General features: G+C 57.8%; 11 protein-coding genes and 1 tRNA gene. 8 read left to right on the forward strand and 4 right to left on the reverse strand.

Features of this window, described 5'->3' with window-relative positions:
• Positions 1-2: 2 nt before the first annotated feature.
• From AAC060_RS10105 to tkt, 3 genes are read right to left on the reverse strand one after another with little or no spacing between them, the layout of a single operon-like run.
• Positions 3-1,199, reverse strand: coding sequence for a phosphoglycerate kinase (locus AAC060_RS10105; RefSeq protein WP_339825668.1), 1,197 nt, complete (start codon positions 1,197-1,199; stop codon positions 3-5).
• A gap of 19 nt (positions 1,200-1,218) precedes the next feature.
• A complete protein-coding gene (gene gap / locus AAC060_RS10110) occupies positions 1,219-2,223 on the reverse strand; it encodes a type I glyceraldehyde-3-phosphate dehydrogenase (protein ID WP_339825670.1) in 1,005 nt (334 codons plus the stop codon).
• A gap of 38 nt (positions 2,224-2,261) precedes the next feature.
• Positions 2,262-4,229 (reverse strand): transketolase, encoded by a 1,968-nt coding sequence (tkt, locus tag AAC060_RS10115; RefSeq protein WP_339825673.1) that lies wholly within the window; start codon positions 4,227-4,229, stop codon positions 2,262-2,264.
• Between the two features lie 200 nt (positions 4,230-4,429).
• Between tkt and AAC060_RS10120 the strand changes: the two genes are divergently transcribed.
• The 4 genes from AAC060_RS10120 (at position 4,430) to AAC060_RS10135 (ending at position 6,031) form a co-directional block, all read left to right on the forward strand.
• Positions 4,430-4,618 carry a hypothetical protein gene (locus AAC060_RS10120; RefSeq protein WP_339825675.1) on the forward strand — a complete coding sequence of 63 codons (189 nt, stop codon included), beginning with the start codon at positions 4,430-4,432 and terminating at the stop codon, positions 4,616-4,618.
• A 1-nt stretch (position 4,619) separates the two neighbouring features.
• Positions 4,620-4,943: a cell division protein ZapA gene (locus AAC060_RS10125; RefSeq protein WP_339825677.1), complete on the forward strand. Its 324-nt coding sequence runs from the start codon at positions 4,620-4,622 to the stop codon at positions 4,941-4,943.
• Between the two features lie 228 nt (positions 4,944-5,171).
• Positions 5,172-5,738: a 5-formyltetrahydrofolate cyclo-ligase gene (locus AAC060_RS10130; RefSeq protein ID WP_339825679.1), complete on the forward strand. Its 567-nt coding sequence runs from the start codon at positions 5,172-5,174 to the stop codon at positions 5,736-5,738.
• A gap of 14 nt (positions 5,739-5,752) precedes the next feature.
• Entirely contained in the window at positions 5,753-6,031 is a 279-nt protein-coding gene (locus AAC060_RS10135) for a DUF2842 domain-containing protein (RefSeq protein ID WP_339825681.1), read from the forward strand.
• Here the strand turns inward: AAC060_RS10135 and AAC060_RS10140 are convergent.
• A tRNA-Asp gene (locus AAC060_RS10140) sits at positions 6,010-6,086 on the reverse strand. The genes AAC060_RS10135 and AAC060_RS10140 overlap by 22 nt on opposite strands.
• 358 nt (positions 6,087-6,444) lie before the next feature.
• On the opposite strand from AAC060_RS10140, the gene AAC060_RS10145 reads away from it, so the two are divergent.
• The 4 genes from AAC060_RS10145 (at position 6,445) to AAC060_RS10160 (ending at position 14,311) form a co-directional block, all read left to right on the forward strand.
• Positions 6,445-7,485: a hypothetical protein gene (locus tag AAC060_RS10145; RefSeq protein WP_339825683.1), complete on the forward strand. Its 1,041-nt coding sequence runs from the start codon at positions 6,445-6,447 to the stop codon at positions 7,483-7,485.
• Positions 7,486-7,507: 22 nt separating this feature from the next.
• Positions 7,508-7,972, forward strand: a complete 465-nt coding sequence (locus tag AAC060_RS10150; RefSeq protein WP_339825685.1) for a hypothetical protein — start codon at positions 7,508-7,510, stop codon at positions 7,970-7,972.
• A 62-nt stretch (positions 7,973-8,034) separates the two neighbouring features.
• Entirely contained in the window at positions 8,035-9,132 is a 1,098-nt protein-coding gene (locus AAC060_RS10155; protein ID WP_339825687.1) for a hypothetical protein, read from the forward strand.
• 64 nt (positions 9,133-9,196) lie between these two features.
• Positions 9,197-14,311, forward strand: coding sequence for a hypothetical protein (locus AAC060_RS10160; protein ID WP_339825690.1), 5,115 nt, complete (start codon positions 9,197-9,199; stop codon positions 14,309-14,311).
• Positions 14,312-14,339 lie beyond the last annotated feature (28 nt).

A 14,339-nucleotide genomic window follows, 5' to 3' on the forward strand; every position in this document is an offset into this window, starting at 1 on the left:
TTTCAATCGGATCGTTTGAGTGCTTCGACGCCGGGCAAGACCTTGCCCTCCATCCACTCGAGAAACGCTCCGCCCGCAGTCGATACAAAGCTAAAATCATCGGCAACGCCCGCCTGGTTGAGCGCAGCCACCGTGTCGCCGCCGCCTGCAACCGAGAGCAATTGCCCTTCCTTGGTCAAGGCCGCCGCTGTTCTCGCCAGTGCGACCGTTGCAACGTCGAAAGGCGGCGTTTCAAACGCGCCCAGCGGACCGTTCCAGACCAGCGTCTTGCAGGTCTTGAGCACGTCTGACAGGGCCTCGACAGCGGCCGGACCGATATCGAGGATCATTTCGTCGGCCGCGACCTCGTGCACATTGACGGTGCGGGTTGGCGGATTGGGCCGGAATTCTTTCGCCACCACGACATCATAAGGCAGGTGCACCGTGCAATTGGCCTTGTCGGCCGCTTCCAATATTGCATTGGCGGTATCGGCGAGATCATGTTCGCACAGGGATTTGCCGACATTGACGCCGCGTGCAGCCAGAAATGTATTGGCCATGCCGCCGCCGATGATCAGATGATCGACTTTCTCGACCATCTGCCGCAACACGTCGAGCTTGCTGGAAACCTTGGCCCCGCCGACGACCGCGGCAACCGGATGTTCCGGATTGCCCAGTGCCTTGTCGAGCGCGGTCAATTCGCGTTCCATCGAACGACCGGCATAAGACGGCAGATAATGCGCCAGCCCCTCGGTCGTCACATGGGCGCGATGCGCCGCAGAGAAAGCATCGTTGACGTAAAAATCACCGAAGGAAGCAATCGCCTTGGCCATAGCGGGATCATTCTTTTCTTCACCCGGCGCAAAACGGCTGTTTTCCAGCACGGTGATGCTGCCGTCCGGCAAAGCGTCGATCGCGGCCTGATCGGGCTCTTGCATGAACCCGACATCCCGGCCGAGAACCGCTGCCAGAGGCGCAACCACGGGCTCGAGGGAAAATTCCGGCTTATGCTCGCCTTTCGGGCGACCGAAATGGGCGATCAACAGCAGTTTCGCACCCTTGTCGGCCAATTCGACGACCGTCGGCAACGAAGCCTTCAACCGCATATCATCAGTCACTTTGCCATCCGCCATCGGGACGTTCAGGTCGACGCGGATCAGGCCGCATTTTCCCCGAACTTCACCGATGTCATCAAGCGTTTTAAAACTGTTAGCCGACATTAATCAGAACCTTTATGGTTTAGAGCAAGCCTGCCATTACCTTGGCAGTATCGATCATGCGGTTGGAGAAGCCCCATTCATTGTCATACCAGCTGACGACGCGGACGAGCTTGCCGTCCATAACCGTCGTTTCGAGGCTGTCGACGGTGCTGCTTGCCGGCTGATGGTTGTAATCGCTGGAAACCAGCGGTTTGTCTTCAAACACCAATACGCCCTTCATCGGGCCTTCCGCTGCCGCTTTCAGCGCACCGTTGATTTCCTCGACCGTGGTGTCGCGGCTGGGCGTGATCACCAGATCGACCAGGCTGACATTCGGTGTCGGTACGCGGACGGACGAACCGTCGAGCTTGCCGTTCAATTCCGGCAATACCAGACCGACAGCGCGGGCCGCGCCCGTTGTTGTCGGGATCATGTTGACCGCACCGGCCCGGGCACGGCGCATGTCGCTGTGCATCTGGTCGAGGATCCGCTGGTCGTTGGTGTAGCTGTGGATCGTGGTCATGAAACCGCGCTCGATGCCGACGGTGTCATTCAGCACCTTGGCGACCGGTGCGAGGCAGTTAGTCGTGCAAGACGCATTGGAAACAATGAGATCCGATGACGTCAGGACGTCGTGATTGACACCGAAGACAACCGTTTTCAGATCTCCCTTGGCCGGAGCCGAGATCAGGACGCGCTTCGCTCCGGCATCGATATGCGGTTGCGCCGCATCCTTGGACTGGAAGAAGCCGGTGCATTCGAGCACGATATCGATACCCATGGCAGCATGCGGCAGATCGCCGGGATTGCGTTCGGAGGTGACTGCAATTTTCTTGCCATTGACCATGATGTGATCGCCGTGAGCGGTGACTTCGCCGGGGAAGCGGCCATGAACGCTGTCATAGGCAAAAAGCAGCGCGTTGGATTCGGCGTCAGCGAGATCGTTGATAGCGACCAGCTCGAGGCCGTCATCATCGCGTTCCAATATCGCGCGCGCCACAAGACGGCCGATCCGGCCAAATCCGTTAATTGCTACTTTCGTCATTGCTATTGCTCCTTTGAATTCAAAATTACCGCTAAATTTCAGCCAATTTTCTTCATTATCTGCGGGGTGATGGCATCCACGGTCAGGCCGAAATGCGCATATAGATCGTCAATCGGCGCCGAAGCCCCGAAACTGTCGATGCCGAAACGCAGCCCGTTCAGACCGGTATAGCGTTCCCAGCCGAAAGTCGTACCCGCTTCGATCGAGACCCGCAGCACAGCATCACCGCCAAGCAGTTCATTCCGATAGTCATCGGACTGCCCGTCGAACAATTCAGTACAAGGCATCGAGACCACATCAGCGCCAACGCCGGCCGCTTCCAGTTTGGCCGCGACATCCATCGCCAGCGACACTTCGGAACCGGTAGCGATCAATACGACCCGCTTGTCGCCTTCCGCCGCTTTCAGGCGATATCCGCCTTTTTCACAGAGATTTACGCTAACGTCATCACGCAGCGGCGGCAGGCCCTGACGAGTCAGTGCGAGAGTCGACGGACCGTCTGCACGCTTGATCGAGAGCGCCCAGCATTCTGCCGTTTCAATCGCATCGGCGGGCCGATAGACGTGCATATTCGGCATCAGGCGCAGACTCTGGATATGTTCGATCGGCTGGTGGGTCGGACCATCTTCTCCCAGGCCGATGCTGTCATGCGTCATGACATAGACGACCCGGGCATTCTGGATCGCGGAAAGCCGCATCGCGCCGCGGCAATAGTCGGTGAACACCAGGAAAGTCCCGCCATAAGGAATGATGCCGCCGTGCAGCGCCATTCCGTTCATCGCCGCTGCCATGCCGAATTCGCGGATACCATAATAGATATAGCGTCCGGAATAATCGTCTTTTGTCAGAGGCTTGGTCGAAGGAGTTTTGGTATTGTTCGAACCCGTAAGATCGGCGCTGCCGCCAATCATCTCGGGCAGCGCTTCGGTAATTGCGCCCAGCGCCATTTCGGAAGATTTGCGCGTTGCCCATTTCGGCGGGTCTTTAGCCAGACCCGCGAGATAGGCCTGCATCGCGCTGTCATCCGGCAGTTCACCAGCCATACGCCGCTGGAATCCTGCCGATTGCGCGTCGCCGCTCAGCCGTTTTTCCCATTCGGCCCGGGCAGCAGCGCCCTTTTCACCAAGTTTCCGCCAGGACGCCAAAACATCATCCGGAATGACAAAAGGTTCGGAATCCCACCCGAGAGCAGCGCGGGCTCCGGCAATCTCCTCGTCGCCGAGGGGAGCGCCATGGGTTGCCGATGTGCCCTGTTTTGTCGGAGCGCCATAACCGATGACCGTCTTGCAGGCGATCAGCGAAGGCCGTGGATCGGCTTCCGCTTCGCTCAGCGCTTTGCGGATATCGTCAAAATCGTGACCGTCGCAGGAAACCACATGCCAACCCGATGCCCGATAGCGTGCCGGAATATCTTCGCTAGTCGATAATTCCGTTCCACCGTCGATAGTTATGCCGTTATCATCCCAAAGAACATTAAGTCTTCCAAGCCCCAGATGCCCGCCGAGACCAACCGCTTCGTGGTTGATCCCTTCCATCAGGCAACCGTCACCGGCGATGACCCAGGTCTTGTGGTCGACCAGATCGTCGCCGAAGGTCGCGTTCAGATGCCGTTCGGCAATCGCCATACCGACGGCAGTGGCGAAGCCCTGCCCCAGCGGTCCGGTGGTCGTCTCGACCCCTTCCAGCTTGAAATTTTCCGGATGGCCCGCACAAGGCGAGCTAAGCTGGCGGAAATTCTTGATATCATCCAGCGTTGGCCGCGCATAGCCGGTCAAATGGAGTAACGAATAGATCAGCATCGATCCGTGGCCCGCCGATAATACGAACCGGTCACGGTCCGCCCATTTCGGCGCTTTCGGATCATATTTCAGAAAGTCGCTGAACAGGACAGTGGCAACATCCGCCATACCCATCGGCATGCCCGGGTGGCCACTGTTCGCTGCTTGCACCGCATCCATGGCTAGCGCCCTGATGGCGTTTGCCATGTTCTTTTCGGTAACAGTCATGACTGGTCTAATCTCCCGGATTGGCGAGTGAAAGCGCACAGCGAAATGCTGCGATTCGCTATTTTGCCTCTTCCTTTGATGATCCAGCAAGGCGGCGTCAAGGACCGCTTTTAAGGATCTAGTGTTTACGGCGCCGGAATAGATTGATAGCAACGCCAGACAAGACCTTACCTGTTGGAAGCAAGCTATGGAAAATGCTCATGGACAATGAACCAGTCATCCTTGCCATAGGCCGGATTGAACGCGCCTTAAGTCGCATAGAATCGGCAAAAGCCAGTATCAAGACAGAGATCGACCCGGCACTGGCGGCGCGCCACGAAGCGTTGAAGTCGGAAATGCAGCAGGCCATCGAGACGATAGACAGCCTGATCGAACGACAGGAACATTGATATGGCGCAAATGAAACTGGAAATCGGCGGACGAACCTTCATGGTCACCTGTCAGGACGGCGAAGAATCGCATCTCACCAAGCTTGCCACAATGGTTGACGAGAAAACCCGCGAATCCGGTGACCCTTCAAGCCTGACCGAAAGCCGGATGCTGCTGTTTACATCATTGCTGCTGGCCGACGATCTGCACAACGCCCAAGCTGCGTCCACCCCGCCTGCGGCCGCACCTGCCCCGCCACCAACCAGCCCAATCAGCGATCAGGTTGTAGCAGCGCTGGAAAAACTGGCCGATCGCACGGAACAACTGGCAAATAGCCTTGAGTAACTCCTATATCACGCCTAGATAAGATCTGACGGGTACTGTCTGGCACGAGCTTGATACGAACATCCCTGAGGCGATATAACTTCCTAGGGAGCTGTCCCTGTACGGATTGCGGACTGTTTTGCAGTCGGGTCCGATGCATATGGCACCCACCTGACGTAATAGGCGTCAGAGGATTTTCCGGCAAACGACCAAGATGGTCCCGTCACATTTTCAAAGAAAGCATGTTTTTTGAGTATCTTGAAAGAGAATAAGAAGAAACTGCGTAAAGAATATAGAAGGCGGCGGGATGCCTTTGTTGGCCAGCTCGACGTGGCAAGCCGTAACCTGTCTTTCCGCCGCCCTCCCTCACCACTGACCCGCCTGTTCGAACCGGGCCAGACGGTCGCATTCTACCGGAGCGTCGGCAGCGAAGCCCCCACTGAGCGGCTGATCGAATATCTGACGGAGACCGGCGTCAATATTGCTTTTCCTCGCGTAACGGATAACGGCGTGCTGGAATTCCGGCTGGTGACCGGCCCTGAATTGCTCGAATCAGGATTCCGGGACATTCCCGAACCTGGCGACACATGCCCCCTCGCCGATCCTGACATGATCATTGCCCCGCTTGTGGCCTTTGACCGATCGCTGCGGCGACTGGGTCAGGGTGGCGGCTATTATGACCGGAGCTTTGCGCAATATCCGGAGGTCCCCCGCATTGGCCTTGCCTGGTCAGTGCAGGAAGCGGCAGAGATCCCGAGCGAGCCCCATGATCTACCGCTGCACATGATCGTGACGGAATGTGAAATAATAGAATAATTTAGGATGACGTCATGACATCAGAAACCGATAGAATCCGACAAGAACAACCAAGCTGGCGCAAGCCAGTCGGCATGATATTGATATTGTTTCTGATCCTGCTGTGGTGCGGCATAGCCGTGACGCTGATCGATTATCTCAGCGGGCTTAATTTCTGGCTGCAATTGCCAGCCTATGTCATTCTGGGGATTGGCTGGATCTTTCCGATCCGTCCGTTGCTGACCTGGATGAACAAGGGGGCTTTGCGCCATCTCCCGGAAAACAAGGGAAATGGCGCGAGTGACGAGACTTGAACTCGCGACCTCCGGCGTGACAGGCCGGCGCTCTAACCAACTGAGCTACACCCGCTTATGTGCCTCTATAGGCGGTGAAGCAGCGCAAGTATAAGAGCGGTGCATCCCTGTCAACTACACTCTTTCGATTATCACAGATATTTCTCGAAATGGCCGATCTAGCCACGATTTATCACCCTGCCAGATAAGCGCGCCAGACATGGTTCCGAGAAAATCGCAAAACCTTATATTGACGGCAACAAATACCGTAAGTTACATCCCGTTACGGTTAACAGGGCGTAAAGCAGAGCGAAACGGCTCGTTAATTAACTAAAATTATTGGCTGTTTTCCGACGGTTTCGGCGGCGAAAAACCCATGACGTCATCCAGCATCTGTTTACCAAATATTTTTCTTTCTTTGCCATATAGATTGCATGACCAGAGAAGAAAAACAGGCTTGCGAATGGGTTTCGCATCCCCTTGCCACAATTTCCGTCCGACGGCGATTGACGCTTGCGGTGAGTGCCGCAGCTCTTTTTTTGACACCGGCATCTGCGCAGGCAGCAGGCACGGTCGCGGGAACCGACATCGTCAATGTGGCACAGGCAACGTTTGACGCACCATCGGGCGGTTCACCCGTCACCATTGATTCTAATATAGTCACTATCAAAGTCGACGAGCTGCTGGATGTCACGGTAGTGTCCAGCGACCCCGGCGATGTGGCCACCTCGCCCGGATTGACCGGACAGGCCACCACCTATCAGGTTACCAACACGGGCAACGGCGACGAAGCCTTCACGTTATCAGCGGATACGGCAAAGCCCGGCGACGAATTTGACACGACGTTCGAACAGATCATTCTCGATAGCAATGGCAACGGCGTTTACGATCCCGGAGTCGATTCCATCTATACGCCCGGCACCAACGACCCGGTGCTTGCGCCTGATGAAAGCGTCACCGTTTTCATCCTTTCCACCATTCCTGCCTCCGCCGGTGATGCTGATCGCTCAGAAATCGAACTTTCTGCCGTGGCCAAGACCGGCAGCGGTACGCCGGGCGACATATTCGCCGGACAAGGCGATGGCGGGGGCGATGCGGTGGTTGGTTCAACCGGCGCGAGCGACAAGGACAGCGGCTTCTTGGTAATCCAGGCTACCGAAATCACTTTGGTCAAAAGCGCGACCATCGTCGATCCCTTTGGTGGAACAGAGGCCGTGCCAGGTGCAGTCATCCGATATCAGCTGGTTGCAACGACAACCGGCACCGGAAACCTGACCAATCTGGCGATCACCGACGATATCCCGGCTGACACCACTTATAATAGCGGAAGCATCACCCTGGAGGGCGCGGCACTGACCGACGCTCCCGGTGATGCCGACGCGGGCGCTTTCGACGGCAGTGCGATCGCCGTGGCTCTGGGCACGGTGCCGGGCGGACAGACACGCACCATCACATTTCAAGTAACCATCGACTGATAAGTTTCAGGGGGACAGCTACATGTTTAAAAGATTTTTCATTGCGATAGCACTGATAGTTCCTGGCACCGCCATGGCGGCCAATAACGTCAGCCTGTCGAGCGACGTGTTTATCGAGCGCAAGGTTGCGAAACCGAACGGCACCACCGCTTTGGTTCTCGAGCAGCCAAAAACAGTCATTCCCGGCGACAATCTCGTGTTCGTCGTCAAATATAAAAATGTCGGCAGCGCGCCGGCATCCGATTTCTCTGTCACCAACCCGCTGCCAAAGGCGGTGGCGTTCAATGGAACGTCTGATGGCACCGAAATTGTCTCCGTTGACGGAGGCAAAACCTGGGGGCCACTTTCGGCTCTCACCTACGCGAGGGACAATGGCGACATTCGCCCTGCCCTCATGACCGACGTGACTCACGTAAAATGGAAATTTAATCGCGCCCTTTCCGCAGGATCGGAGGGGAAATTGATTTTCCGCGGCACTGTAAAGTGATCGCAACCGCTATGGATTGCCGCGGGGTTAGGCAATCCAATTAAGTGAAACAGGAGACAGTTATGACCAGTATACTGAAACTTCTCGTTGCCACTAGTACCATTTCTGTAGCGGCGCTGGGTGCAAACCCCGCGTTCGCTGCAGACTTGGGCACTGATGCCGGAACGAGTATTACCAACAATGTGAGCGTTGCTTTCAACGTCGGCGGGACCGCGCAAACCGCGGTTACCACCAGCGACACGTTCGTTGTCGACAGAAAGGTCAATCTTGTTGTGGCCAAAAGCGATGCGGTGAACACCATCGTCGCTCCCGGACAGACCCAACAGGCCGTGACCTATACCGTCAGCAACCAGACCAACGATACGATCGACGTGTTGTTGACGTCCGAACAGCTAGGCGGCGACAATTTCAACACGACCGGTACCACAACTTACTATCGCGATAACGGGGATGGTATATTCAACGCGGCCGATACGCTGATCACCTATATCGACAACCTCGCCGAAGATACCAGCGTGACCATTCACGCTGTGGCGAACATTCCGACGGGTGTCGTAACCGGCAATCTGGCGAATGTTGCTCTGATTGGCCAGGCGGCGGCCCATGGTGGATCGGGACTTCCTGCTACCGGCGCCGGCGTGAAGGGTACGGCCTTCGCCAACAATTCCACAGCTGTTGATGATCCAACGCTGGTCCAGAACGTCTTCGCAGACGGGGCTGGTACGAGTACCGGTGATGTCGCCGGCAATGGCTATCACAGCGCCACCGACACATATCAGATTGCTGCAGCGAACATTTCGGTGTTCAAATCCAGCCGTGTGGTCAGTGATCCGCTGGGATCAACCAATCCGAAAGCCATACCCGGCGCGGTTATCGAATATTGTATTTCGGTAGCCAATGGTGCGGGTTCGGCGACGGCTACCGGTATAGCTATCACCGATACGCTGCCGGCGGATGTGGGAGGCAACGGCATTACCTTTGTCCCCGGTTCGATCTTTTTGAACGCAACTGCGACGATTACGGTCGGTCCGCCGAAGACCCAGACATGTACTGGTGGTGCTGCCGGTGGCAGTATTTCGGGACTGACGGTCAGTGGCGCCTTGTCTGACATCGCTGCGGGCACGAACCGCGCCATGATCTTCCGTGTAACGGTAGACTAGGCACTCTGGAATCTGGCGGCAAACCGGCGTTTGTCTGGTTTGCCGCCGTTTTTCAGGCATAGCTGTGGGTATATTCACCACCTTTTTTAGGCCAGTCGGCCTAGCCTTTGTCGCAGGCGCTTTAGCCGTGCCTGCTGCTACGGCACTCGTGCAACCCGCGTTTGCCGGGGAGCAGTCGCATGCCCAGAATCTGCCGCTGATCAGCAATATTGCGCAAGTGGAATGGGATATAGGTGGCCAGAGGCTGCAGAAGCCCTCCAATCGCGTCGACATTCAGGTCGTTCCAGCGCCTAGCGCGCCGCCCGAGATCACAACCTATCAGTTCAGTGATCCTCCGGGAGCCGAACAAGTGCGCATCCCGGGCACGATGTGCCGTGGTTCCGCAGGAAGTATACCGATCGAACTGCACGGCGCCTTTGCCGCTACGTCCACGAACCCGGCATCGATCACGCCGACCGACAAAATCCGGGCCGGTGCGCCGCTGATCGTGTCCATCCTAGCGCCAAGCAAGAATTTGGACCCGCTGACGGTCGACAGTTTCGAGATCGTCCTTTCGACGCCTGCAGGCGACCGCGAAGTGATCCTGATTTCGGAAACCGGCCCCGATACATCCCGTTTTATCGGGATGATCAACACCGCCGCAATACCGCCCAATCCGGTGCAGGGCGACTGCAGGCTGTCGGTCCATCCCGGTGATACACTCGATGTTGCGATTGCCGAAATGGCGGGAAATCCGCTGGGCAAAGTGGCGCTGGGCATATTGATCGATCCCTTTGGCGAAACGTTCGATAGCGGTGACGGCGCGCCGGTATCGGGAACGCGGGTCACCCTGATAGATGTTGCAACCGGACAGCCGGCCGAAGTTTTCGGTGATGACGGTGTGTCGGCCTTTCCCAGCACAGTGATCACCGGCGACACGGTGACGGATAGTAGCGGCACCGTCTATAATTTCACCGAAGGCTTCTATCGCTTTCCGTTCGCACGAGCGGGGCGCTACCGCTTGCTGGTCGAGCCCCCGCAGCCCTACAGTTTCGCATCGGCAGCCACGCCCCAGCAACTGGCCCCCTTGCGGCGGACAGACGGGATGCCATTCACCATTGTCGACGGTTCCTATGGCGGGATCATCATATTGAATGACCCTGCTCCGGTGCGCGTCGATGTGCCGCTGGACAAGCCGGGGACGGACCTGATCATCACCAAAACAGCTTCGGCGACGCTGGCGGCGCCGGGAGACGCCGTGCAATACCGGGTCACGGTAGAAAATAGCGATGCTGTGCGAACCACAGGCCAGATTACGATTTCCGATCAGCTACCGCGCGCAATGCGGCTCAAAACCGGTACGATCCGCTATAATGGCGAACTGATCACACCGGTTGTTCAGCCCAACGGACAGGATTTTACCGTCGAGGCACCACCCCTGCCCCCTTCCGGCAGCGGTCTGCTGACCTATATCGCGGAAGTGCGTCAGGACGCGCAGCCGGGAGACGCCCTCAATCTCGCCTCGGCGAGCGATGATCGCGGCGCGACCAGCCCGACCGTCGACGCGCTGGTTCGCGTGGAACGCGACGGTATATTCGAACGGTTCACGCTGATCGGCCGGATTACCGACGGCGGCTGCTCGACCGATCCCGAAAAAGCTTCGGGAATTGGCGGTGTTCGGGTGATCTTGCAAGACGGGACCTATACGGTCACCGACAGTGAAGGTCGCTATCATTTTGAAGGGCTGAAACCCGGCCTGCACGTGGTTCAGGTCGATCCGTCAACCTTCCCCGCCGATCTCGCGCCGGTCGACTGCGCGCGAAACACACGGACCGCTGGCAGCGATATTTCCCGCTTTGTCGAAGGCCGTGGCGGCGCACTGAAGCGCGCGGACTTCCGGGCAAAAACCGTTGCGCCGAGAGAGATCAGCGAAAAATATAACTATCACAAGCCCGCCGTTCTGTCTGATCCGGAAGCTGCCGGAGCCGGTCAGGACTGGCTATCCGGTCAGGAGCCCGGCATCGCATGGCTGTTCCCCGAAGTGGATCATAATCCGCGCGTCAAGGCATTGCGCGTCGCGATCAAGCATCAGGACGGCCAGAAGGTTGAACTGTCGGTCAACGGTAAGCCGGTCAATCCCCTTGCTTTTGACGGAACGAAGAAGAGCGCGGACGGCACAATCCGGGTCAGCACCTGGCGCGGCATCGAAATCGAAGAGCGGACCAATATCTTCGTGGCACGGGTCGTCGATCAGAATGGCGCGCTCGTCCAGCAATTGGAACGCAAGGTTCATTATGCCGGCAGTCCGCTGAATGCCGAACTGCTCAAGGACCGGTCGGTCCTGGTCGCCGATGGCGTTACCCGTCCGGTGATTGCCGTGCGGCTAACGGATCGCACCGGCAAGCCCGCCCGCAACGGCATGGTAGGCGATTTTAGCGTCCCTGCGCCATATGCTCCGGCGATTGAAATCGATGCCCAGCAGGCCAATCAGTTAGCCGGTCTCGAACGGGCTGAGCCGGTATGGCGGGTCGAAGGCGAGGACGGCATCGCCTATATCGAACTCGCCCCGACGACGGCCTCCGGCTCGCTCAGCATTTCCTTCCCCTTCCGGGATGGCGAAGTGGAACGGACCCAGCGTATCGAGACATGGCTTGATCCGGGCGACCGTCCTTGGACCGTCGTCGGCTTTGCCGCCGGTACGCTTGGCTTCAACACGCTGGACGAACGGCTCGAGGACCTTGCCGACGACGAGGACAATATCAACGTCGATGGCCGCGTCGCGCTTTATGCCAAGGGCCGTGTGACCGGCAAATGGCTCATGACCTTGGCCTATGACAGCGACAAGCAGGAAGACGAAACGCTGTTTCAGGGCGTCATCGATCCCCGCAGCTATTATACCGTCTATGCCGACCGCAGCGAGCAACGCTATGATGCCGCTTCGGTGCGCCGCCTCTATCTCAAGCTGGAACGGCCGCAATTTTACGCCCTGTTCGGCGATTATGAAACCGGCATCAGCGAACCCGAACTGGCGCGATATCAGCGCGCATTCAACGGCATCAAGGCGGAATATAAAAGCGATCAGGTCCATCTCAACGCCTTTGGCGCGGACTCGCCAAATCAATATCGCCGCGAGGAAATCCAGGGCAACGGCCTGTCCGGTCCTTATGCGCTCGCCGCACGGGATATCCTGGCGAATAGCGAGCGGATCACGCTGGAAACGCGCGACCGCTTGCGTTCGGACCAGATCATCGAACAGACCGAGCTGACCCGGCATATCGATTATGACATCGACTATCTCGCCGGCACCTTGCGCTTTCGCGAACCGATCCTCAGCCGTAGCAGCGGGCTCGATCCGCAGTTCATCATCGCCGAATATGAAGTTCTCGGCGTTGGCGGGCGCAATCTCAACGTCGGTGGCCGCGCGACTTACCAGACCGCCGACCAGAAGCTAAAAATCGGCGCGACCGCGGTGCATGACGAGGACGAGAGCGTCAAAACCGATCTGCTCGGCGTTGATGTCCGCTATCGCCCGGACGTCAGAACCGAATTCCGCGCGGAACTGGCCGTCACCGACAATGAAGCAAAAGCGGTCACCGCGACAAACAGCGGGCAAGCCGCCACCGCCTGGCTGGTCGAAGCCGAGCATCATGGTTCGAAATTCGATCTGCTCGCCTATGTCCGGCGTCAGGCGACCGGCTATGGCCTGGGCCAACTCAATGCCGCCGAAACCGGCACCCGTAAATTCGGTATCGACGCCAGCGTAAGGGTCCGCGAGAATCTGTCTCTGGCGGTCACCAGCTATCAGGAAGATTTTCTGACGTCGGGCGCCCGCCGCCGCTCCGGTACCGCCGAACTGGAATATCGCACGAAGGACAGGTCGTTCCGCGCAGGTCTCGTCTATGCCAATGACCGGCTGTCCGATGGCACCGAGAACGAGTCCAGGCTCGTCCGGCTGGGCGCGACCCAGCAGTTGTTCGACGGCAAGCTGGAACTGGATGCGCAAACCGAATTTGCTCTGGGCGGTCAGGACGAAAGCATTGATTTCCCCGCGCGGCACAGCTTCTCGGCCCGCTATGCCGTCACCAAGAATATCAAGATCATCGGCACCTATGAGATTGCCGATGGCGAGAATATCGATGCCCGGACAGCCCGGATCGGTGTCGACGTTACGCCGTGGGACGGCGGACGCATCGTCAGCAGCATGAACCAGCAGGAAATCACCGAATATGGCCCGCGCACTTTTGCCGCCTATGGCCTGACCCAGAGCATTCCGCTGGACGACAAATGGACGATCGATTTCTCGCTGGACGGCAATGAAACCATCGGCGGATTCGATCGCAACGACGTAATCAATGAAGAACAACCGGTCGCTTCCGGTGGTTTTCTGGGCAATGATACGACGCTGACCGAAGACTTCCTGGCGGTCACCGCCGGCTTCACCTTCCGTCATGACGACTGGAGCTGGAACGGTCGGGCCGAATATCGCGATGGTGATATTAGCGAGCGCTATGGCTTTACCACCGCGCTCCTCAAACAGATCAGCGAAGGCAGCGCTTTGGGCGCGCTCGCCAGCATATTTGTCGCGGAGGACGAAACCGGCGTCAGCACTAGAGTGATCGAAGCGGAAGCTAGCTGGGCCCATCGCCCGGCCGACAGCGAATGGTCGTGGCTCGAGAAGCTCGAATTCCGCGAAGATCGCGTGCGCAATGCCGTTTCCGGCACATCCGGTCCGATCGGCGGCGCTCTCCTTCTCGTCGACGGGAATGTGACTTCGCGGCGGATCATCAACAGCCTGAGCGTGAACTACACACCGGTTGATGCCGCTAACGGCCTGTTCACCGAAGCTGGCGAATATGGCTTCTTCTGGGGCAGCCGCTATGTGTTTGACCGGTTCGGGCAGGATGATGTCGAAGGCTGGAGCAATGTCATCGGTGCGGATATCAAATTCGACCTGTCCGACACGATCGATGTCGGCGGTCAGGCCACCGCGCGCATCGGCAATGGTTTTGACAGCATCGCTTATTCCGGTGGACCAAGCGTCGGCATCACTCCGTTCAAGAACGGCTATATTTCGGTCGGCTATAATGTCGTCGGCTTCGCAGACCGTGACTTTGAAGAAAGCCGCTACACCAGAGACGGCCCGTTCATCACCTTCCGCCTGAAATTCGATCAGGAGAGTTTGGGAAGTCTGGGGCTTTGAGGGTTCAGCGCCCTTCGCCCGTGAGGGA

The sequence above is a fragment of the uncultured Parasphingorhabdus sp. genome, assembly GCF_963975555.1.
Taxonomy (GTDB): Bacteria; Pseudomonadota; Alphaproteobacteria; order Sphingomonadales; family Sphingomonadaceae; genus Parasphingorhabdus.

Bases quoted from the DNA above. Each gene is read 5' to 3' on its own strand.
- AAC060_RS10105 (WP_339825668.1), bottom strand. From the start codon at position 1,199: ATGTCGGCTAACAGTTTTAAAACGCTTGATGACATCGGTGAAGTTCGG.
- gap (WP_339825670.1), bottom strand. From the start codon at position 2,223: ATGACGAAAGTAGCAATTAACGGATTTGGCCGGATCGGCCGTCTTGTG.
- tkt (WP_339825673.1), bottom strand. From the start codon at position 4,229: ATGACTGTTACCGAAAAGAACATGGCAAACGCCATCAGGGCGCTAGCC.
- AAC060_RS10120 (WP_339825675.1), top strand. From the start codon at position 4,430: ATGGACAATGAACCAGTCATCCTTGCCATAGGCCGGATTGAACGCGCC.
- AAC060_RS10125 (WP_339825677.1), top strand. From the start codon at position 4,620: ATGGCGCAAATGAAACTGGAAATCGGCGGACGAACCTTCATGGTCACC.
- AAC060_RS10135 (WP_339825681.1), top strand. From the start codon at position 5,753: ATGACATCAGAAACCGATAGAATCCGACAAGAACAACCAAGCTGGCGC.
- AAC060_RS10145 (WP_339825683.1), top strand. From the start codon at position 6,445: ATGACCAGAGAAGAAAAACAGGCTTGCGAATGGGTTTCGCATCCCCTT.
- AAC060_RS10150 (WP_339825685.1), top strand. From the start codon at position 7,508: ATGTTTAAAAGATTTTTCATTGCGATAGCACTGATAGTTCCTGGCACC.
- AAC060_RS10155 (WP_339825687.1), top strand. From the start codon at position 8,035: ATGACCAGTATACTGAAACTTCTCGTTGCCACTAGTACCATTTCTGTA.